We start from the raw sequence: 19,956 nt of genomic DNA on the forward strand, positions 1-19,956 counted from the left end.
GCGCCCCTCCCCGGTAAAAATCAATAGTTGACGCTGAGGCTGGCGGCGACGTTGCGGCCCGGCTTGGCGTAGCGCTCGATCTCCGTGCGGGAAGCCACCGTGGTGCCGGCAGACAGGCTGCGCGCCGCGGCGTAATCCCAGTACTTGCGATCCGTCAAGTTGTATACGCCGACGATGATCTTGGCGTTCTTGTGCACGTTCCAGTAGGTCGACAGGTCGAAAATTGTGTACGACGGCACCTTGAAGCGCGGCGCAGTCGTGCCCGTCAGCAAGTCGTTCGGCGCCTGTTTGTCGCCGGCATGCAGGGCCGTCAGTTCCAGACCGAACAGCTTGTTGGTGTGGTCATAGCCGAAGGTCAGCGCCGTCTTGGCCGGTGCCACCGAGGCCAGGCCGCCGCTCTCGCCTGTCAGGGTATTGAAGGAGCGGCCCTTGGCCACGCCCGTGGCCAGGTCGACGCGATAACCCTGCATGGCCGGTAACCAGATGCCCAACTCCGCGCGCAGGCTCAGCTCAGCGCCCCAGGTGCGCGCATTGCCGATGTTTTCGGGACGGTACAAGCCCTGGGTGATGGTGGGGTAGTTCTCCGGATCATCTTCCTGCATCACATACTCGATCATGCCCTTGTATTCCGTCTGGTAGACGGAGGCATGCATGCTCAGGCCCTTGGCGACATCGCCCTTCAAGCCCAGCTCGTAGGCCTTGCTGGTTTCCTTGCGCAAATTGGCATTGCCAAGGATGGCATAGCCATTCGTGCTCGTGTAGCTGAAGGAATCGTAGGTGCCCGTGCGCTCGGCTGGCGTTGGCAAGCGCGTGCCGCGGGTAAAGGTGGCATAAGCATTGATTTGCGGCAGTACTTCCACGGACAGGCTCAGGCTCGGCGTGAAATAGCTGTCGCTTTCCTTGCGCACTTCCTTGGCCGCATTTGGCACGGCGGTCACATAGTTTTGCAGGTTTTTCGGCTCATTCTTGCGGTAGTCGGCGCGCAAGCCCGGCGTCAGGACCGCCTTCTTGCCGGCCACATTGAAACTGTAGTCGTCGCGCACATACAGCGCCAGCTTGGTGCTGTCCATGTCGGCCATGCGGTTCTTGCGCGTGATCTCGTGTGCGCCCGTGGCGACCGCCGTACGGTCCTCCATCCAGGGACGGCGCGATTTTCCCTGCTCCAGCTGCACGCCATACAGCAGTGCGTTGTCGGCGTTGAGCTGCTTGAACGCTTCCGACGTCAGGCCGATGCTGTCATTCTTGAAGCTGGTGTCGATGGCGCGCTGGAAGTTGCCGCGGTAGGTATAGCGTCCCTTGCTCTTGTCGTCGATCTTCGCGTTCTGCAGATAAACTTTCGAGCTCAGGCGGTCGAACAGGGCGAAATCCTTCAGCACCACATCGTGGCCCAGGCTGACGCGGGTACGCTTGGTGGTGGAATCTTGCTGCACGCCGTCCGGATACAGGGCGCTGACCTTGTTGCGCAGATCGCGCTTGTTCTTGCGCTCGAACATGTCGACCGTCAAGTCCAGCTTTTGTTCGCCCGGCAAGGCCCATACCAGCTTCGACAGCAAGGCGTTCGAATGCCAGTCATCCGGGTTGACGGGCGCGCTGCCACGGCTATCAAGCTGCTCGCCATCGCGGTGCACGTACACGGCCAGGCCTTGCAGATTGGCGCCGATCTTGGCGGCGCCCGTCAGGGTGTGCGCATTGCTGCGGTCGGCGGTCGCGCGGCCATATTTATACGCCACGTAATGGTCCTGCCCTTCGCCCAGGTAATCCTCGGGCGACTTGGTGATGAAAGCCACGCCACCACCCAGGCCGGGATTGGCGCCGCTGGCGGCCGTCGTGCCCGAATCGATGCGCACTTCACGGAAAGTTTCAGGATCGAAATAATCGCGGCCCGTGCCGAAGGCATTGAGGGCCGTGCCATCTGGCTTCGGCGCGGCATCCGGCAGGGAAATGCCGTCAACATCCAGGCTGATCCGGTTGCCTTCCAGGCCACGGATGTTGTAACCGGTATTGCCCGCGCCATCCCAGATGCCGCCGCCGCCCGAGGCCGCCATTGGCGTGCTGATCAACGGCTGATAGCGCACGATACCGGCCATGTCCGTCACGTTGCGGCGTTCCAGGTCGTCGCTGCGGATCACCGTCTTGGTGCCGGCGCGGCGCTCGTAATCCTGCTTGGCATTGACGATGATTTCCGGGAAGACAGGCAGCTTGGCCGGTTCCTGGGCGGCAGTGCCCTCGTTGACGGCGGCATTTTGCGCGGCCACGGGCAGCAGGGGCGCGGCGAACAGGCCCAGCAAGGCGGCACGCAGCACCAGGTTGTGGCGGCGGACTGGCAGTTGAGTGGCAGGAACAACGGGGGCAGCGGAGCGCTGCGTAGGCACTGTAGTCATGATGATCCGGTCTAAGAGTAAAGGCTGGCTCTTGAACCCGGATCGATAACGATACGCAAGGGAAGTTTGCTGGCGAAAACAATACTGTAACACGAATCATTCTCATTTGAGAATGGCAAAGTGGTCCAGACAGATGTTATTTCGCAACAGTTATAAAAAATGCCAGCCACGATGGCTGGCATGGCTGGCATGCTGTCATGCACGGCAAGGCCATGGCGGCCCTGCCCTGTCAGGGCTGGTGTCAGGCCTGCGGATTGGCCAGCTTGCGCGCTTCCGCCTGCGCGCGGCGGCGCTCGGCAAAGAAACGCTTGAGGAAAGCGCCGCATTCGTCGGCCAGCACGCCGCCTTCGATGGCTGTCTGGTGGTTCAGCGCCGGCTGCTCGAACAGGTTCAGCACGGAACCGCAGGCGCCCGTCTTCGGGTCCCCCGCGCCGTACACCACGCGCGCCAGGCGCGCATGCAGCATGGCGCCCGAGCACATCACGCACGGTTCCAGGGTCACGTACAGCTCGCAGCCGGGCAAGCGGTAGTTGCCCAGCTTTTCGGCGGCCGCGCGCAAGGCCATGACTTCCGCGTGCGCCGTGGGGTCGTGGCGGCCGATGGGCTGGTTGTAGCCCACGGCGATGACTTCGCCATCCTTGACGACGACGGCGCCGACGGGTACCTCGCCCAGGTCCCATGCGTGCTGGGCCTGCTCCAGGGCCAGCTGCATGTAGCGCGCGTCCTGCGCGCTATCGTGCGTTTCAGTCATCGGTCACTTCTGCCCAGCAATTCGGCGTTTCATGCAGCACCAGCTTATGCAGGTGCAAGCCCGTGCCGAAATGGTCGGTAAATGCCGCTTTCAGGATCTCGAAGGCGATGCGCGCCAGGTTTTCCACGGTCGGAATACGGTCGATGACGACGGTTTTATGGTCGGGCAAGCTGGCCAGGAAGTCGCGCACGGCCGTGTCTTTTTCATACACGAGGAAGGCGTGGTCCCAGACATCGACCAGGTGCTGCTTGGCCAGGGTTTTCACGTCGGAAAAGTCCATGATCATGCCATTGTCGGAATTGCCTTCCGCCTCGATGACCTTGCCGACCAGGGTGATCTCCACCGTGTAGCGGTGGCCGTGCAGGTTGCGGCACTGGCTTTTATGGTCGGGAATGCGGTGGCCCGCGTCGAATTCGAGCTTGCGTGTGATAGTCAGCATATTGTTTTATTAAGGTATTTGCAGGAGTTTATGGGTTTGCAGGCTCAGCTTCCACTTCGGGTTGCTTTTGCACGTCTCGATGGCCAGCTGCATATTGTGCGCGGCCAGGGGGCCGTCCATCGCTTGCACGAAGAAATTCTCGAAATCCAAATGTTCGTAGGCGGCCAGGTCTTGCTGAAACTGGGGAATGACCACCTTAATTTCATTACCTTTGTGCACCACCAGGGTGGAGCCCATCTTCGGGCTGACACAGATCCAGTCCACGCCGGCTGGCACAGGCAAGGTGCCGTTGGTTTCGATGGCGATGGTAAAGCCGACCGCATGCATGGCGTCGATCAGGGCCGTGTCCAGTTGCAGCAGCGGTTCGCCGCCCGTAAACACCACGTATTTGCTGGGCGCGTAGCTGGCTGGCCACAGGCTGTCGATCAGCGCGGCCAATTCCTGGGGCGTCTTGAACTTGCCGCCCAGCTCGCCGTCCGTGCCGACGAAATCCGTGTCGCAGAACTGGCACACGGCCGTGGCGCGGTCGCTTTCGCGGCCCGTCCACAGGTTGCAGCCGGAAAAGCGGCAAAACACGGCTGGACGGCCCGCGTGCGCACCTTCGCCCTGCAGGGTATAAAAAATCTCTTTGATGCTATAAGTCACTGTATTTCCTAAGAGCTGGCTGGCGTCATCGCGCAGGGCGAACGCATCGAGGCCGGCGCAACGCGCCGTCACCGCAAAAGCCGATTGACAACCCTCTATTATATGCCGCCACGACACTTCCCGTGCAAATGCCGTGCCCGCCACCTGCCGCTGCGGCATCCAGAGACAAGAAAGCCACGCTGCCAGGCATAACTGCGCAGATTTTGCGTTTAGACAATATAAATAGCCCCAGGTTAATATATTTTCCGTAAGAGCATTGCCAATTGGAAAATATTTTTAGGGAGCATGGCTATGGTGCAACGCTGGATACGCCCGCCGTACCGTCTGAGCATTCTGGCCTGCCTGGCGGCCGGGGCACTCGCTTCCGTGCACGCCGGCCATGCCGCCAGGCCGCTATTCCCGTTGATGCTGGCCTGCGCCATACTGCTCGGCGCGCTGGCGCTGCTGCTGTGGCGCCAGCACCGCCTGGCGCTGCGCCTGCAAGCGCTGGAACAGTTGCGCACGGATGCCGAGCAGGCGCACCTGGCCAGCGAGCAGCGCAAGGCGCGCGCGCAGGAACGCCTGCGCATCGGGCGCGACATCCACGACGACCTGGGCCAGCATCTGCTGACCCTGAAAATCGACCTGACCATGCTGCAGACCAGCACGCATGGCGCGACGCCCTTGCTGGCGCGGCAACTGGCCATGATGGCGCACAATGTCGACCTCAGCATCGCGGCGCTGCGCAGCGTCATCCACGACCTGCGCCCGCCCGCCCTCGACGCCGGCCTGCAAGCGGCCTGCGACGGCTTGCTGGCGGACTTCAAGCGCACCACGGGCATCGATTGCAGCTGCGATTACCGCTGCGACGCCGCCGCCGGCAACGCGCATGGCCACCTGCTGTATCACGCGCTGCAGGAAGCGCTGGCGAACATTGCCCGCCATGCGCATGCCACGCATGTCCAGCTATGCCTGCGACAAGTGGGCGCCACCCTGGCATGCCACATCAGCGACGATGGCGTCGGGCTGTCGGGCTCGCCACCACGTCTCGGTTGCGGCCTGTCCGGCATGCATGAGCGCGTGGCCGCCGCCGGCGGCAGCCTGCACATCGACAGCCACAGCGGCACCGGCACCACCTTGCACCTGTCACTGCCACTGGCCGCCTGCGAGGAGATACCCCTGCTTCATCACTGAAAATGTTGCTCAATATCAACATCATCGGCCCGCCACGCTGCATCATGGCCAGCGAGCCACTCCCATTCACCCCAAGAAGGATGCTTACATGCCGGATAGCCATGCACAGGCCAGCGCATCGCCCTGCGATGAAGCCCAGGGTTTCGCCGTCAAGATGATGGAATTGCTGGTGGTGCCCACCTTTGTCCTCGACGTGCATGGCCAGGTGATGATCTGGAACCGCGCCTGCGAACAGCTGACGGGCGTGCCGGCAAGTGAAGTGCTGCGCACGCGCGAGCCGGGACGCTGCTTTTACAACGACGAGCGCCCCACCCTGGCCGACCTGCTGTTGGCCGGGCGCGGCGGCGATATGCGCGCCTTGCATGCCCAGCAGCAATATCGCAGCAGCACGGGCAGCAATCTGTGCGCGGAAAACTGGTGCGACATGCCGCGCACGGGACGGCGGCGCTACCTGGCCGTCGATGCCAGCCCCATCTATGGCAATCACGGCGAACTGATCGCCGTCGTCGAAACCCTGCGCGACATGACGGACGAAAAACGCGCACACGTGGAACTGGAACGCCTGGCCACGCGCGACGGCCTGACGGGCCTGGCAAACCGGCGCTGCTTCGACGATACCATTCTTGCCGAATGGCAGCGTGCCCAGCGCCAGGGCCAGCCCCTGTCGCTGCTGATGGTCGATGTCGACAATTTCAAGGAGTACAACGACAGCCACGGCCACCAGGGCGGCGACCTGTGCCTGCGCAAGGTGGCCGGCGCCGTGGCCAGCGAGATGCGCACGAACGACCTGGTGGCCCGCTATGGCGGCGAAGAATTCGCCGTCATCCTGCCGAACCAGTCGCTCAAGGGCGCGGCCATCGTGGCCGAACGCATCCGCCAGCGCGTGGAACGGCTGCAACTGCCGCGCAAGCGTCCCGACGGCGCCTGCGTCACCGTCAGCATCGGCGCCGCCACGGCCCTGCCAGGCCCCGACACGGAACTGGGACAACTGATCCACACGGCCGACTGCGCCCTGTACCGCGCCAAGCACCTGGGCCGCAACCGCATCAGTCTGCCGGAAGCGACGCTGACGTAATGAACAAGTGCCAGCGACACGCGACACGACCAAATTTGGTGTATATTTAGTCCTGTCACAGTTTTTTCGCATTCGGAGCCGCCATGAACCTCAAGGAACGCATCAAGCCGATTTCCTATCTCAAGGCCAATACGACGGAGATCGTCAACAGCTTTGACGCGGGCCAGGACGAGCCCATCATCATCACGCAAAATGGCGAAGCGAAGATGGTCGTGCTGTCCATGCACGCGTATCAGGAAGGCAAACGGCAAGCGCGGCAGATGCAGGAACAGCACGCGTTCATGAAGCTGATCGCCATGGGCAACCGGGAGATCGCGCGCGACGACGTGGTGTCCGAAGAAGATTTCCTGGCCAGCCTCGACCAGGATTGAGATGGCGCGCATCATCGTACTGAAAAGCGCGCAAGCCGATTTCGAGGAATTACGCAGCGACTTCAAGGCGCACCATACGGCCGCCGCCCATTCGCAGTTCCTCTCGGCTTTCCGGCAGCTATTGACGGATCTCAAAGCTTTCCCCGACAGCGGCACGCCCGTCGCGGCCGCCCGCGAAGTCGGTATGGATGTGCGGCAACGCCTGTGTGAAGAGATCCGCGTCGTCTACCACCATGACCGGGCGCACGACATCGTGTATATCCGCATGTTCCTGCCCACCCGGCGCGACTTCCTGACCCACCTGACGGCACGCATCCTGCGGCCCGACTTTTAATCCACCCCGCAGCACCTGCCCGAAAGCCTCCTGCCCCTATGCAGGGCGGCACGAATATTCTATGCTGCGGCGTTGCACTTTCCACATTCCAAAAAAAGAAGGAGCCTTCGTGTCAAGAATCATGCCCAATGTATTACCTGCTTTCGCCCTGGCCCTGTCGGCCATGGCCGCGTCGAACCTGGCCGCCGCGCCCGTCAAACCGGCCGCCGCCCACAGCGCTGCCGCCAGCAAGGCCGATTTGCTGCCATTCAAGGCCACGGAAAAGACCCTGGCCAACGGTTTAAAGATCATCATCGTGCCAACCGGCTTCCCCAACCTGGTCTCCTTGCAGATTCCCGTGCAGACGGGCTCGCGCAATGAAGTCGAGCCGGGCAAGTCCGGCTTTGCCCACTTCTTCGAGCACATGATGTTCCGCGGCACGAAAGCCTATCCGCCGGAGAAATACCAGGAAGTCATCACGCGCGCCGGCGCGCGCCAGAATGCGTATACGAGCGACGACTTGACCAATTACCACACCACGTTTGCCAAGCAAGACCTGGAAACCGTGCTGAAGGTGGAAGCGGACCGCTTCCAGCACCTCGATTACGCGGAAGACGCGTTCAAGACGGAATCGCGGGCCGTGCTGGGCGAATACAACAAGAACAGCGCCAATCCCGTCTCGAAACTGTTCGAAGTGATGCGCGACAGCGCCTACACGACGCATACCTACAAGCATACGACGATGGGTTTCATCCAGGACATCGAAGACATGCCGAACCAGTACGCGTATTCGAAGATCTTCTTCGACCGCTGGTACCGTCCCGAGCGCACGACCATCATCATCGCCGGCGATGTTGAACCGCAGCAAGCCATCTCGCTGGTAGAAAAATACTGGAGTAGCTGGCAGCGCGGCAAGCAGCAAGCGGCCGTGCCCGTGGAACCCGCGCCGCGCGGCCCCGTCTACAAGCACGTGGCCTGGCCCACGCCGACCCTGCCGTGGGTGGCCGTGGGTTTCCACGCGCCCGCGTTTTCCGTGAAGGACAAGGATCAGGCCGCGCTGGCGACCCTGCTGTCGCTGTCGTTCGGCCGCACCTCGCCGCTGTATAAACGCCTGGTGCAGAACGAGCAAAAAGTCGATCAGTTATTCGACATGACGCCGGACCGGGTCGACCCGACGCTGGCCGTGCTCGGCGCGCGCGTGAAAAACATCGATGACGCCGTCTACGTGCGCGACGCCATCCTGGCCACCGTGGCGCAGCTGCGCGACACGCTAGTGAGCGAAAAAGACCTGGCGGATGCCAAGTCGGCCGAAAAATACGGTTTGATCCGCTCGCTCGACAACACGGAGCAGATCGCCGGCACCCTGGCGTCCTTCGTACATTTCGACCGCTCGTACGCCACCATCAACCAGTACTACCGCCTGATCGACACGCTCACGCCGGCCGACCTGCAGGCGGCCGCGCGCAAATACCTGACGGACGACGGCCTGGTGGTGACGACCCTGTCGCATCAGCCGATGGCGGCCGCCATCGCCACCACGCCGAAACTGGCCAGCCTGCTGCCGGCCGCGTCGAACGCGAAATTCGACGTGCTGGTGCAAAAGTCCGCGCTGCCGCAAATCCGCTACAAGCTGCTGTTTACGGCCGGCTCGGCGCAAGACCCGCAAGGCAAGGAAGGCCTGGCCGCGCTGACGGCCGCCATGGTGGCGTCCGGCGGCTCATCCGAGCGCAAGATCGACGAAGTCAACCAGGCCCTGTTCCCGCTGGCCGGCAGTTTCAGCCAGCAGACGGACAAGGAAATGACGACGTTTACGGCTTCCATCCACAAGGATAACTGGACCCAGTTCAACGCCATCGCCCTGCCGCTGCTGCTCTCGCCCGGTTTCCGCGAAGACGACTTCCGCCGCCTGAAGGATGCGCAAAAGAACGCGTTGTTGCTGGACCTGAAGGACAATAACGAAGAGGAATTCGCCAAGGAACGCCTGCAAACCAATGTGTATGCGGGGACGCCTTACGGCCACCCAGTGCTGGGCACGCTCGCCGGCATCGACGCCATCACCCTCGACGATGTCAAACAGTTCTGGAAGAGCGCGTATGCGCAAGGCGCCGTCAAGGTGGGCATTTCCGGCGATGTGTCCGACGCCATGACGGCTACACTGACGCAGGCGCTGGCGACGCTGCCGGCCGGCCCCGGCTTGCCAGCCACGGTGAAACCCGCAGGCCGCAAGGCGCAGGGCCTGGAAGTGGAAATCCTCGAGAAAAACACGCGCGCCACAGCGATTTCCTTCGGCCTGCCGCTTGACGTGACGCGCACGCACCCGGACTTCCCCGCCCTGTGGCTGGCGAAAACCTGGCTGGGCGAGCACCGCGCCTCGAATTCCTACCTGTACCAGCGCATCCGTGAAATTCGCGGCATGAACTACGGCGATTACGCGTATATCGAAGCCTTCCCGCGCGGTATGGTTCAGTTCTTCCCGAACCCGAACCTGGGCCGCAAGGCGCAGCTGTTCGAAATCTGGATCCGTCCCGTGGCGCCGGACAACGCCCACTTCGCCCTGCGCGTGGCCCTGACGGAATTGGGCAAGCTCATCGACAACGGCCTGACGCAGGACGACTTCGCCACCACGCGCGATTACCTGATGAAGAACGTCTTCGTCATGACGTCAACGCAGGACCAGCAACTGGGCTATGCGCTCGACTCGCAATGGTATGGCACGCCGGAATTTACCAAGCTGATGCGTGATGGCTTGTCGAAACTGACGGTGTCCGACGTCAACCGCGCCATCAAACAGCATTTGTCGGCGAAGAACCTGTCCGTGGTGATCGTTGCCAAGGATGCGGCTGGCCTGAAGGAAAAGCTCGTCAGCGATGCGTTTTCTCCCATCAAGTACGACGGCAACAAGCCGCAGGCCCTGCTCGATGAAGACAAGGTCATCGGCGCGATGAAGCTGAACATCAACCCGTCAGCCGTCACCGTGACGCCGGCGGCGCAAGCCTTCGCGAAGTAAGCGTTTTGCCAGAGCAACCTCGTCCGGCAAGCCGCATCGGACGAGGTTGATCTGGTATTTGGCGCGGCCAAATGCGCCTTCAGTCCGTAAATCCCGGCCTTGGTCGGAAAGTAGCATCTTGGCAATCTGGTTATCCCCATACTGTTTTTCGACTCTTCCCGAGTGAAAACCATGACAAGGACAACCATGCACCTGCTCCATCCCCACCTTTACGCCACGTGCATCCTCGTGGCTGCCACGCTACCGGCCACCCTGTACGCGCAAACGCCTGCCCTCGTCGGACAGTGGCAATTCCAGACGGCGACCGGCACGACCACGACGAATGGCGTCGAGGTCGACCTGATCGACACGGGCATACTCGACATTACCGAAGAGCAAGGCGGCATGCGCGCGACGATCGCGTGGCTCGACGAAAGGGGCCAGCTCACGCCGCCGCGCACGGTCAACGGGACGGTCGGCCCCGCCGGTACCGTCTTCCGGCACGGCGGCAAGCGTGTCAGCACGGGGCGCAACGGCAAGGATATCAGCACGGAGGTAACGATACGCTGGACCTTGCAAGCCAAAGGCAAGGTGCTGAGCGGCGAACGCCTGGTCGAAACCGATGAGAACGAACCCAAGCCTGTGAACGGCACGCGGCTCAAGGAGCGCTATGTGCCGCCGACGCTGCCGGCCGCACTGCCGGCGGCTACGGCAGACAGCGCCGCGCGCGGCCCATCGACCCCGGCCGAGCGCGCGCGCGTGGTGCAGATGGCCGCGCAGCACGATCCGCTGGCGCTGCAACAGCGCGACGGCGCCTGGCTCAGCGCATGGATCGATGACATTCCCGACCTCACGCTCGAGGCAAGCGCACTCGATGGCTGGCTGAACATCGCTCCCAGGGCTGCCACGCGCGAAGCGCTGCGCTTCCAGTACCTGGCCAGCGTGATGGCCTTCAAGATCGAACACCCGGACCAGACCGGGCAGCAGAGCGCCAGCGACCTGGCGGGCATGCAGGGCGTGCTGCACGCCTACGAAACCCTGCTGCGCCAGGATAGCCGCTATCGCTCAGCGAAGCTGGACGCGGCGCTGGCGGCACGCCGGCAAGACAGGCTGCCCGCCTTCCTGGCCACGCTGTCCGGCAGGAATGCCGGCATCGAGGCCGCGCCCTCGCCGTCCGGCGACGCCACGGCGCGCCGGATTGTTGCGCTGGGCACCAGCGAACCGCGCGCGATGGACTGGCTCGACATCCTGAGCAACCGCTTCGGCGGCCGCATGGCCGGCAGCGACGCCTACACGCATGCGGCGCAGTGGGCGCGCATGCAATTGCAGCAATGGGGCGTGCAAGCCGAACTGGAAGAAGCGGGCCAGATACCCGTTGGCTTCAATCGCGGTCCCTGGTCGGGCAAGATGCTGGCGCCCCAGGAGCAAGCCCTGCGCATGGCGACGCCCGCCTACACGGCTGGCACGCGTGGCGTGCAGCAGGGCCTGGTCACCCTGGGACCGGCTACCCTGGAAGAGGCGCTGGAACGCGCCGCGCAATTCAAGGGCACATGGGTGCTGACGGGCGGCGAAAGCGGGGGTGGCGGGCGCGATGGCACGACCATCCACCAGCCCAGGGCCATCACCCGGGTGCTGATGGAGGCCGGCGCCCTGGGTACCATCCAGTCTGGCGAGGAACCGCTGTATGCCGCCAGCGCGGCGCCCGCCACCTGGGCGACCCTTCCGACCTTGCCCGACATCAAGCTGGCTGCGTCACAATACGCCGACATCCGCCAGCGCCTGGCGCGCGGTGTAGCGGTCACCCTGGAGTTTGACATCCGCAACTGGTTTTATCCGGGGCCGGTGACGTATCACAATGTCGTGGCCCGCATTCCGGGCACGGAAAAGCCAGACGAAGTCGTACTGATCGGCGCCCACCTCGACAGCTACGATGGAGGCACCGGTGCGGCCGACAATGGCGGCGGCGTGGCCACCATGCTGGAAGCGATGCGCCTGCTGGCGCTATCCGAAGCGAAGCCGCGCCGCAGCATCATGCTTGTCGCCTTCGGCGCGGAGGAAATCGGCCGCAAGGGTGCGTTCGCGTTCGCCGAGCGGCATGCGGGTGAATTAAAAAATATCGTCATGATGCTCAACCGCGATGGCCGGCCTGGCGCCATCGACGGCATCGCGATTCCCTCGGCCTGGAAGCCCGTGTTTGGCCGGGTCGAACAGGCCTTGCAAGACGTCCATCCCGTGTTCGGCTTCGCCGCGACCATCCAGGACGCGCTGCGCGATGCCAGCAAGGCGATGAACGCGTGGGCGGGCAGCGATGACGCCGTCTTCAGCCTGCATGGCGTGCCGACGCCGAAATTTACCGTGCTCGGCGATTTCGACTATCCCCGCGTGCATCACACGGTGCTCGACACGTATGAGAACGTGCTGCCTTTCAGCTCGGCGCAGCAATATTCCGCCATCGCGATCGCCCTGACCGCGTATGAAGTTGCAAATGCCCCGGAAGAGCTCAGCCGGAAAGGCTACTATCGCGCCGCCAAAGCGGCACAGTAGGCCTCCCCGCCCGCTTCATTCGAAGGGATTGGCCACCGATGTGACATCGGGCGGCGGCAGCTGGTCGGGCAGTTCCTGCTTTTCCAGCTGCGCCACCACGTCGGCCAGCAGTTTTTGCAGCTGTTTCGCCAGGGCCAGGCCCGGCTTGTCCAGGGTCAGGTCGATGTCGCCGCTGATGCTGATACGGTCGATCCTGTTTTCGATGGTCAGATTGCCAATGTCCAGCACATCGCTTTCATTGGCATACGGGACGAATTTCTTTGCGCACATGGGATTTCCTTTTTGACGGTCTTATTTCCTGGACTTGCTATTGATCTTCGGCAAACTCAGCATGCGCAACTTTTGCTGCCGCGTCAGCGACGGTAACAGATCGATGCCTATCCTGTCTTCCAGTTGTGCAATGCTCAGCACTTCATACGTCTTGGTGTCGACGTTTTCAATGAAGTAGGCGGCGCCAGCGCGCTGGCGCGGGCTGTACACGGCCTTGTACAGATGGCTGGGCACAATGACTCTTCCCACCTTGCGCAGGTTGCCGCCAATAAAAGCCGGCCCCGTGATCACGTACAGGTCGCCCTCTTTCTTCGCCATCTTGCGCACGGCGCCCTCGATGCCGGCCCACACATAGCGGTTATTGCGCGCATCTTGCGGCACCATGTTGGCCAGGGTAAAGCTGTCGCGCTGGCTCTGGCGGTCCGGCATGTCGCCGTTGGGCGCCATGTGGCCACGATCGAAGCCGCTGCGCGCATAATCGGCCAATTCCGCGCGCTGGGCGACGGGCAGCTTGCGTTCGGCATGGAAGGAATTTTCACGCGACAATTCCTGTGCCGCTTCCAGGTTGTTCGCCGTCAAATGTTCTGCCGACCACAACGGCGTACGCGTAATACCCGAATGCATCACGCCAAACACGTTGTAGCACAGCTCCTTGGTCGCCACGTCCAGTTTGGGGTTGGTGATTTCCGGCTTGCGGCCATCCACATAATGAGCGGGACAGGCATCGGCATGCGCCAGGTTCGCGGCAAAGGCGGAAGCCAGCAGGCCGCACGCCAGGGTCAGCCTGGCGATCGAACGTTGAATCATATTTCCCTCTGAAATCTTTGCAGGCCAGCATTCTAGCGGACGGCGGCCCTCACCACAAACCTGCACAAACCTGGCGTGCGCGCCTGTGCGCGGCGGGAAACGGGTGTGCAGGCGGCCCTGCGCAGAGCTGGCGCAAATAAAGACCAACAGCCCGCGCACAGCCATTCATATCTGCTAAGATTGCCTTGATTTGTTCGCATCGACCATTCAAGATTTGGAGAGCATATGATCAAAAAAACCCTGCTGCTGATCGTTGTCGTCGTCGCCGCCATCCTCGGCTATGCCACCACCAAACCCGACACCTTCAGTGTCCAGCGCGAAATCACCATCAAGGCCCCGCCCGAGAAAATTGCCGCCCTGATCACGGACTTCCATTACTGGGCCGCGTGGTCGCCGTGGGAAAAGCTCGATCCGGCCATGCGCCGCACGTTTTCAGGGCCGACCAATGGCCTGGGCGCACAATATGCATGGCAAGGCAATGACAAGGTGGGCGCCGGCCGGATGGAAATCACGGAAGCGGCCCAGCCCGAACGCACCGTCATCAAGCTGGACTTCCTCAAGCCGTTTGAAAGCCATAACACCACCACGTTTAGCATGACGCCCGAAGGCGACAGCACCAAGGTGAACTGGACCATGACGGGTCCCAGCCCTTACGTCAGCAAGGTCATGACGGTGTTTGTCAGCATGGACAGGATGATCGGCAAGGATTTTGAAAAAGGCTTGAACAACCTGAAGGCAGCTGCGGAGCGCTAAGCGCGCCCAGCGCCACTACACGGGGCCCGCGCGGCCCTGTTTTTTTCAATATCATTGTTGGAGTCCCCTTGAAACCTCTCACCCTAAGCGACTGCCTGCTGGCCCCTCTCATGCTCGCGGCCTGCGCCGGCACCGCCCATACCCATGCTGCGCCCGCCACAGCCCCGCCCGTTGCCGCTGACGACTTGGGTCTTGTCAAAGCGGCCGTGGTAGACATGCGCAACTGCAGCAAGGCGAAATACCCACCGGGTACGCTGCCAGAGGTGGCGCAAGGCACGACTTTTCTGGCCTTGCTGATCGGCACCGATGGTGCAGTGCTGGAATCGCAGCTGGAACGTAGTAGCGGCCACCCCAAACTGGACGAAGCGGCGCGCACGGCCCTCAGCATTTGCCGTTTCACGCCAGCGCAACAGAACGGCCAGCCAGTGCAGCAATGGGCCACCGTCGCCTACGTATGGGAACCAGAAACCAAATAGGCGACGCCAGCTTAGAACTGCTCGATCCAGGCGGCCAGGTGGTCCGGCGTGAGCGCCGGTTCAGCCTGCACCACCTTGCCTTGCAAGCCCATTTCTGTCTTACTGAGCTGCAAGGACCAGCCGCGCCGCGCCAGCCACAGCAAGCTGGCCAGCCAGAAAGAGTGGATGGACGAGACAGGCGTGGTGGTCGGTGTTTCCAGGAATTCCGTCAGCAGGCGGCCATCGAGAAACAGCGCCGTGCCGCCCTGATTTTGCAGTGCCGCGCCAAACACGGGCAGCAGCATGTCGATCACCTGTTCCACGCCACGCCCAGGATGCTCGCGCTCGAGCGTGTCGAGCTGCTGGCGCACGGCGGCGGCAAAGGCCGTGCCGCGGAAGGCTTCCGAACTGACCAGGTCGGCATAATCCATCAACAGCCAGTTCGGCTCGGGTGGCGTGACGCCGGCCGTCAGGGCCGCCGACAAATACGCTTCCACGGGCAGCTGCTGCTCCGGACCTGCCAGGCTGGCGCACAAGGCGTACAGGGTGCCGATACGGTTGGCGACGGCTTGCCGCTGGCGCACCATCAGCTTTTCGCGCAGTAACTGGGCGTGTTCATTGCGCAGCCGCGCCAGTTCCAAAGCCTGCTTCAATTCCATGCGCAGCGCCGCAATATCCCACGGCTTCTGGATGTAGCGGTGGATTTGCCCCTGGTTGACGGCTTCCACCGTGTGCTCCAGCTCGGAATACGCGGTGGTCAGGATGCGCACGATATGCGGATAGCGGTCCCAGGCATAGGACAGCAACTCGTTACCGTAGGCGCCGGGCATGCGCTGGTCCGATACCAGCACGGCGATGCGGTCGGCCTGCTCGTCGAGGATGCGCTTGCCCTCCTCGACCGAAGTGGCCGTCAGTACGTCGGCCAGCGGCGCGATCGCGCGCTGGAAGTATTTGAGGGCGTTGGCCTCGTCATCGACATAGAGTATCGTCGGCAAGCCTTGCGCCGACTCACGCTGAGCCGGTAAACGCAGATTGGCGTCAATCATGCTCGTTCCTTATATGTACTGGGAAATTCAGGGTTACCGTGGTGGAACTGCCGAACTCGGTGGCGATATCGAGGTTGCCGCCGAAGGACTGCATCATGCGGTGGCAAAACACCATACCCCAGCCCTTGCCTTCGCCGCCGCTGGCACTGACGGGGTCGATCAACAGCTGTTCGACAATCTCGGGGGCGATGCCGGCGCCGTTGTCGCGCACCGTGATGCGGCCGGCATCGATGCGGATGCCGATCGCCGGATGGGTTTGCTCGCCGGCCGAACGCAAGGCATTCGCCAGCACGGACGATAAAATCAGCGCGACGCAATTGGGTGACTCGGCAATGGAGAAATCGTCGCCCTGCTCGACCCTGATGGCGGCGCGCTGAGCCGTGCTCAAGGGATAGCTGTCGAGCAAGGCGGCCAGCAGCTGGCGCGCGCTGCCGGCGCGGCGCCCCCCCTGCATGCCCGGTCCGGCGCTGGCCAGGCGCACCGTATCGATAAAGCTGGCCAGGACAGACAGGCAATAGCGTGCATTATCGTGCATCAAGGCGGCCGCTTCGCCGATCTCGGCCTGCGGTGCGGCGTCCGCCTGCGCGCGCCGCGCGATGCCGCGCGCAAAATTGGCGATGGCCGCCAGCGGCGTGTTCAATTCATGCGCGAGGAAGGCCAGCGATTCCTCCATCGCCACGAGACCCTGGCGGCGCGCGGCGCGCTCGCGTCCCGTCTGCACGGCCAGTTGCAGCGCCGTTAGCATGGCGGGCAAGTCGAGCGGTTTTTCCAGCAGGCGGAATAGCGTGCCGCCGTTGATCAGTTCGAGCAGCACGTCTTTGTCCGCATACGCGGTGACGAGCATGCAGACGATGTGCGGGTAGCGCTGCGCCACTTCCTGCAACAACTCGCTGCCCAGGCGGTCCGGCATGCGGTAGTCGGTGACGAGCACGTCGATCTGCGCGGCCTCGTCTTCCAGCAGAGCAAGCGCCGCATCGACGCTCTGCGCCGACAGCACGCGGTAGCGCTGACCGACGGCGCGCTCGAAATACTTGCAGGCGAGCTCTTCATCGTCCACGTACAGTACGCAGGCGCGGCTATCATTGTCCATGCTAGCGGCCCTCCCAATCGGAGCGCTGCAGGTCAAAATTCATGCTGGCCCATTCGCCCAGCTCGCTTTCTGCGCTGAGGGTGCCGCCGTGGCGCTCGATCACGCCATAGCTGATGCTCAGACCCAAGCCCAGGCCCTGCCCCACTTCGCGCGTGGTGAAGAACGGTTCGAACACGCGCGCCAGGTTTTCCGGGGCGATGCCGGGGCCATTGTCGCGCACGCTGATGCGCAGGCGGTTTTCATCCCAGTGGGCCGTGATGCGGATCTCGAACGGCGGCGCATTGCCCTTGCGCATGGACAGCACGGCATTGCCCAGCAAGTTGATCAGCACGCCCACGATGGCCGCTTCGTCGCCGCGCACCAGGGTGTCGACGGGCAAGTCGTGGCTGATGCTGACATTTTTCGTTTCATGCCCCACCAGGCGGATGGCCGCATCGAGCGCCCTGCGGAACTGGAAATGCCCCGTTTCCAGCTGGTTGCCGCTCTTGCGGTAGGCAAAGGTCTTCAAGTCGGATACGATGTGCTGCACGCGCAGCATGCCCTGCTTGGCGTCAGCCAGGCATTCACTGATGAGGGCGCTTTGCTTGGCGGCCGGGTCTTCGATAGCCACCTCGATGGCCATCATGCAGAAGTTCACGGGATTGTTCACTTCATGCAGCATGCCGGCGGCCAGGGTGCCGATGGCGGCCATTTTCTCTTGCTGCAGCATCTGTCCCTTGATATCGGCCAGGCTTTTGTTGGTTTCTTCCAGCTGCGTGTTCTTTTGCGCCACTTCCGCCTTCAGCTGGAACAGCATGAAGCGGGCACGCTCATTGAAATAGGTGAAGACGGCGCTGATGCTGGCCGACATGATGAGGAACAAGCAATTGACGACAAACGTGCCCGGCAAGTCGAAGCCGCCCGCATGCCAGGCGCACGCGGCCACGTACAGCAGGCAAGAGATGGCGCCGAAGACCATGTTTTGCCACAAGCCGAAGGCCAGCACGATGCCCGACGAATAGATGGCCAGCGTCATGCCCACATAATAGATCGAGGTGGCGCCTTCCGTGACGGCGATCATCCAGGCGATCATGATTTGCGGCAGGATCAGCCACACAAAAGTCAGCCCCTGGATGCGGTCTTGCGCCCAGCGCGTGCGCATGGCCAGCACGACGCAAAATATCAGCACGGACACAAGGATGCGCGCACTGGTGAACGCCGACTGCTTGTCCGGATACAGGGCCGAATCGAGGCCCATGCCCAGCAGGATCAGCACGATGCCCGTGTAGGCCCCGCCGCGGCTGAATTCCAGGCGGAAGTCGCGCAAAACGGCCGAGTAGCCGGCGTGCAGGCCTGGAGTATCCATCAAGGAATGCTCACTTCCGCAAACACATTCACGCCCGTGGCGTCGACATAGATCAAGGGATCCATTGCGTGCTCGGGCAGCAAGGCCGACAAGCCCTCTTCATTGCGATAGATCAAATGCCACTCCAGCAAATGCTCCATGCCGAACTTGCCCGGATTATTCGCGTGCACATTCGTCACCAGCAGGCGCCCACCGGGTCCCACGCGCGAGGCGAAGTGCATCAGCAGGCGCGCGCAGACCTTGTCGGACAGATAGTCGAACAGGCCGGCGCAATACACGGCGTCGAAACTGCCGGGCAAGCCCGTGATACCAGAGCCATGGCGGCGCTTGAGCAGGTTATGCACGGAGTCGTGCACATAATCGATCTCGACCACGCGCCCCGTGCGCTGCATGATGGTGGTCAGGCGCGCGCGCGTCCAGTCCAGCGTCTCGCTGCTGAAGTCGACCAGTTCGAACGCCAGCCATTGCGCATCCGGGCAAGTCTCGAGAAAACGCTGCACCTCGATGGCGGGGCCGCAGCCCACGTTGAGCACCTTGTAGACGCGCCCTGCCGCGCGCGCCGCGGCCGCTTTCTGCGACAGGAATTCCGTCAGGATATCGATGCGGTTGCGGTGCGCCGTCGCCACGGCTGCCTGCAAAAAGGCCGCATTGACGATCTGAAAATAGGTGCTCGGTCCCTGGCGTGGATCGTCCAGCAGCTGGTTGACCATCTGGTAGTCGCCCGCATAGCCGAGCGGTTTGGTAAACGTGCGGAAGACGAAAGGCGCGCGCAGGATCAGGGGGTGCAAGGCGGCCTGGGCAAATGCGCGGTGGGCCGGCGCCCGCTCTTCTTCGACGAGGGACGCTTCCACCTCGAGCTGGCGCAAGTACAGCTGGGTCTGCTCCATCAGCGGCAAGGCCAGTTCATCGAAGATATCGGGACGCAGGCGGCCATTTTCCTTCGGCAGCGAGTCCGACAAGTCGACCTGCTCGACCCAGCGCGCCACTTCCGATAAAAAAGCGCGCATTTCGTTGACGACGATTTGGTAGTCGCGGCGGATGCGGAAGCGCTCGCCCCAGCCGGCGACAAAGGCGCTGGACTCTTTCGCCACGGCGCCCTTGACCACGACCACGTCGCTCAATTCGCGCCACTCGTCGATCAGGGTCACGGAAACGATGGCGGTCAGGCCCGTGTTGACGCTGCTGATGACGACGGCCTTGCCGACGTAGGCGTTTTTCGCCCCCATGCGCACCGTCACGTCATTGAGCACCTCGCTGACCTGCACAATCGAGTATGGATTGTAGATTTCCATGACCAGCGAATTGCGCTGCAAGTTGAAAATCGTGCCGCGCACCGCCTCACCCTGGGTGTTGCGGAAGCTGACGACTGGATCGATCTGCGATTGTGAATACACGATTGAGCATTATCAAGTTGCCCGGTTTCCGGCGCACCACACGGGGCACGCCAATTTCCAGGCTGGGTTAAGGCACGGCACACCGGTCGTCTGCCGCCGGCCCGCCATCGAAATGGCG

18 protein-coding genes are annotated in these 19,956 nt (G+C 62.7%); 8 read left to right on the top strand and 10 right to left on the bottom strand.

Annotated features, from left to right (window positions below):
• Window positions 1-20: 20 nt before the first annotated feature.
• From ACQ4WY_RS01810 to queE, 4 genes are all read right to left on the bottom strand, one after another.
• On the bottom strand, window positions 21-2,381 hold the full coding sequence (locus ACQ4WY_RS01810; RefSeq protein ID WP_436502559.1) for a TonB-dependent hemoglobin/transferrin/lactoferrin family receptor: 2,361 nt from the start codon (window positions 2,379-2,381) through the stop codon (window positions 21-23).
• A 241-nt stretch (window positions 2,382-2,622) separates the two neighbouring features.
• A complete protein-coding gene (gene tadA, locus ACQ4WY_RS01815) occupies window positions 2,623-3,132 on the bottom strand; it encodes a tRNA adenosine(34) deaminase TadA (RefSeq protein ID WP_436502560.1) in 510 nt (169 codons plus the stop codon).
• Window positions 3,125-3,571, bottom strand: a complete 447-nt coding sequence (gene queD, locus ACQ4WY_RS01820; RefSeq protein WP_035819191.1) for a 6-carboxytetrahydropterin synthase QueD — start codon at window positions 3,569-3,571, stop codon at window positions 3,125-3,127. Before queD ends, tadA begins: the two co-directional genes overlap by 8 nt.
• Before the next feature lie 9 nt (window positions 3,572-3,580).
• On the bottom strand, window positions 3,581-4,216 hold the full coding sequence (gene queE / locus ACQ4WY_RS01825; protein ID WP_353657023.1) for a 7-carboxy-7-deazaguanine synthase: 636 nt from the start codon (window positions 4,214-4,216) through the stop codon (window positions 3,581-3,583).
• Window positions 4,217-4,501: 285 nt separating this feature from the next.
• On the opposite strand from queE, the gene ACQ4WY_RS01830 reads away from it, so the two are divergent.
• The 6 genes from ACQ4WY_RS01830 (at window position 4,502) to ACQ4WY_RS01855 (ending at window position 12,678) form a co-directional block, all read left to right on the top strand.
• A complete protein-coding gene (locus ACQ4WY_RS01830) occupies window positions 4,502-5,389 on the top strand; it encodes a sensor histidine kinase (protein WP_436502561.1) in 888 nt (295 codons plus the stop codon).
• A gap of 88 nt (window positions 5,390-5,477) precedes the next feature.
• The gene (locus ACQ4WY_RS01835) at window positions 5,478-6,464 is read left to right on the top strand and encodes a sensor domain-containing diguanylate cyclase (protein WP_436502562.1); all 987 of its coding nucleotides are present in this window, start codon (window positions 5,478-5,480) and stop codon (window positions 6,462-6,464) included.
• 83 nt (window positions 6,465-6,547) lie between these two features.
• Window positions 6,548-6,835 carry a type II toxin-antitoxin system Phd/YefM family antitoxin gene (locus ACQ4WY_RS01840; RefSeq protein ID WP_436502563.1) on the top strand — a complete coding sequence of 96 codons (288 nt, stop codon included), beginning with the start codon at window positions 6,548-6,550 and terminating at the stop codon, window positions 6,833-6,835.
• A gap of 1 nt (window position 6,836) precedes the next feature.
• The gene (locus ACQ4WY_RS01845; RefSeq protein ID WP_436502564.1) at window positions 6,837-7,169 is read left to right on the top strand and encodes a type II toxin-antitoxin system RelE/ParE family toxin; all 333 of its coding nucleotides are present in this window, start codon (window positions 6,837-6,839) and stop codon (window positions 7,167-7,169) included.
• Window positions 7,170-7,290: 121 nt separating this feature from the next.
• Window positions 7,291-10,155, top strand: coding sequence for a M16 family metallopeptidase (locus ACQ4WY_RS01850; RefSeq protein ID WP_436502565.1), 2,865 nt, complete (start codon window positions 7,291-7,293; stop codon window positions 10,153-10,155).
• A 186-nt stretch (window positions 10,156-10,341) separates the two neighbouring features.
• On the top strand, window positions 10,342-12,678 hold the full coding sequence (locus ACQ4WY_RS01855) for a M28 family metallopeptidase (RefSeq protein ID WP_436502566.1): 2,337 nt from the start codon (window positions 10,342-10,344) through the stop codon (window positions 12,676-12,678).
• A 15-nt stretch (window positions 12,679-12,693) separates the two neighbouring features.
• On the opposite strand, the gene ACQ4WY_RS01860 is transcribed toward ACQ4WY_RS01855, so the two are convergent.
• Both ACQ4WY_RS01860 and ACQ4WY_RS01865 read right to left on the bottom strand, forming a co-directional pair.
• Entirely contained in the window at window positions 12,694-12,948 is a 255-nt protein-coding gene (locus ACQ4WY_RS01860) for a hypothetical protein (protein WP_436502567.1), read from the bottom strand.
• 21 nt (window positions 12,949-12,969) lie between these two features.
• A complete protein-coding gene (locus ACQ4WY_RS01865; protein WP_436502568.1) occupies window positions 12,970-13,755 on the bottom strand; it encodes a DNA/RNA non-specific endonuclease in 786 nt (261 codons plus the stop codon).
• 225 nt (window positions 13,756-13,980) lie between these two features.
• Between ACQ4WY_RS01865 and ACQ4WY_RS01870 the strand changes: the two genes are divergently transcribed.
• Window positions 13,981-14,508: an SRPBCC family protein gene (locus tag ACQ4WY_RS01870; protein WP_353657014.1), complete on the top strand. Its 528-nt coding sequence runs from the start codon at window positions 13,981-13,983 to the stop codon at window positions 14,506-14,508.
• A 68-nt stretch (window positions 14,509-14,576) separates the two neighbouring features.
• Entirely contained in the window at window positions 14,577-14,984 is a 408-nt protein-coding gene (locus tag ACQ4WY_RS01875) for an energy transducer TonB (RefSeq protein WP_436502569.1), read from the top strand.
• 11 nt (window positions 14,985-14,995) lie between these two features.
• Here the strand turns inward: ACQ4WY_RS01875 and ACQ4WY_RS01880 are convergent, their stop codons facing one another.
• The 4 genes from ACQ4WY_RS01880 to ACQ4WY_RS01895 are packed head-to-tail and all read right to left on the bottom strand — an operon-like array spanning window position 14,996 to window position 19,838.
• On the bottom strand, window positions 14,996-16,009 hold the full coding sequence (locus ACQ4WY_RS01880) for a response regulator (RefSeq protein WP_353657013.1): 1,014 nt from the start codon (window positions 16,007-16,009) through the stop codon (window positions 14,996-14,998).
• Entirely contained in the window at window positions 16,002-17,099 is a 1,098-nt protein-coding gene (locus ACQ4WY_RS01885; RefSeq protein WP_436502570.1) for a hybrid sensor histidine kinase/response regulator, read from the bottom strand. Before ACQ4WY_RS01885 ends, ACQ4WY_RS01880 begins: the two co-directional genes overlap by 8 nt.
• A 1-nt stretch (window position 17,100) precedes the next feature.
• Window positions 17,101-18,444: a sensor histidine kinase gene (locus ACQ4WY_RS01890; RefSeq protein WP_353661027.1), complete on the bottom strand. Its 1,344-nt coding sequence runs from the start codon at window positions 18,442-18,444 to the stop codon at window positions 17,101-17,103.
• Window positions 18,444-19,838, bottom strand: coding sequence for a class I SAM-dependent methyltransferase (locus tag ACQ4WY_RS01895; RefSeq protein ID WP_436502571.1), 1,395 nt, complete (start codon window positions 19,836-19,838; stop codon window positions 18,444-18,446). The genes ACQ4WY_RS01890 and ACQ4WY_RS01895 overlap by 1 nt, the downstream gene beginning before the upstream one ends.
• Window positions 19,839-19,956: the final 118 nt, after the last annotated feature.

Source organism: Janthinobacterium salmonicoloratum, assembly GCF_051380845.1.
In the GTDB taxonomy this organism is placed as follows: Bacteria; Pseudomonadota; Gammaproteobacteria; order Burkholderiales; family Burkholderiaceae_D; genus Janthinobacterium; species Janthinobacterium lividum_F.

Bases quoted from the DNA above. Each gene is read 5' to 3' on its own strand.
- ACQ4WY_RS01810 (WP_436502559.1), bottom strand. From the start codon at position 2,381: ATGACTACAGTGCCTACGCAGCGCTCCGCTGCCCCCGTTGTTCCTGCC.
- tadA (WP_436502560.1), bottom strand. From the start codon at position 3,132: ATGACTGAAACGCACGATAGCGCGCAGGACGCGCGCTACATGCAGCTG.
- queD (WP_035819191.1), bottom strand. From the start codon at position 3,571: ATGCTGACTATCACACGCAAGCTCGAATTCGACGCGGGCCACCGCATT.
- ACQ4WY_RS01830 (WP_436502561.1), top strand. From the start codon at position 4,502: ATGGCTATGGTGCAACGCTGGATACGCCCGCCGTACCGTCTGAGCATT.
- ACQ4WY_RS01835 (WP_436502562.1), top strand. From the start codon at position 5,478: ATGCCGGATAGCCATGCACAGGCCAGCGCATCGCCCTGCGATGAAGCC.
- ACQ4WY_RS01840 (WP_436502563.1), top strand. From the start codon at position 6,548: ATGAACCTCAAGGAACGCATCAAGCCGATTTCCTATCTCAAGGCCAAT.
- ACQ4WY_RS01845 (WP_436502564.1), top strand. From the start codon at position 6,837: ATGGCGCGCATCATCGTACTGAAAAGCGCGCAAGCCGATTTCGAGGAA.
- ACQ4WY_RS01850 (WP_436502565.1), top strand. From the start codon at position 7,291: ATGCCCAATGTATTACCTGCTTTCGCCCTGGCCCTGTCGGCCATGGCC.
- ACQ4WY_RS01855 (WP_436502566.1), top strand. From the start codon at position 10,342: ATGCACCTGCTCCATCCCCACCTTTACGCCACGTGCATCCTCGTGGCT.
- ACQ4WY_RS01860 (WP_436502567.1), bottom strand. From the start codon at position 12,948: ATGTGCGCAAAGAAATTCGTCCCGTATGCCAATGAAAGCGATGTGCTG.
- ACQ4WY_RS01865 (WP_436502568.1), bottom strand. From the start codon at position 13,755: ATGATTCAACGTTCGATCGCCAGGCTGACCCTGGCGTGCGGCCTGCTG.
- ACQ4WY_RS01870 (WP_353657014.1), top strand. From the start codon at position 13,981: ATGATCAAAAAAACCCTGCTGCTGATCGTTGTCGTCGTCGCCGCCATC.
- ACQ4WY_RS01880 (WP_353657013.1), bottom strand. From the start codon at position 16,009: ATGATTGACGCCAATCTGCGTTTACCGGCTCAGCGTGAGTCGGCGCAA.
- ACQ4WY_RS01885 (WP_436502570.1), bottom strand. From the start codon at position 17,099: ATGGACAATGATAGCCGCGCCTGCGTACTGTACGTGGACGATGAAGAG.
- ACQ4WY_RS01890 (WP_353661027.1), bottom strand. From the start codon at position 18,444: ATGGATACTCCAGGCCTGCACGCCGGCTACTCGGCCGTTTTGCGCGAC.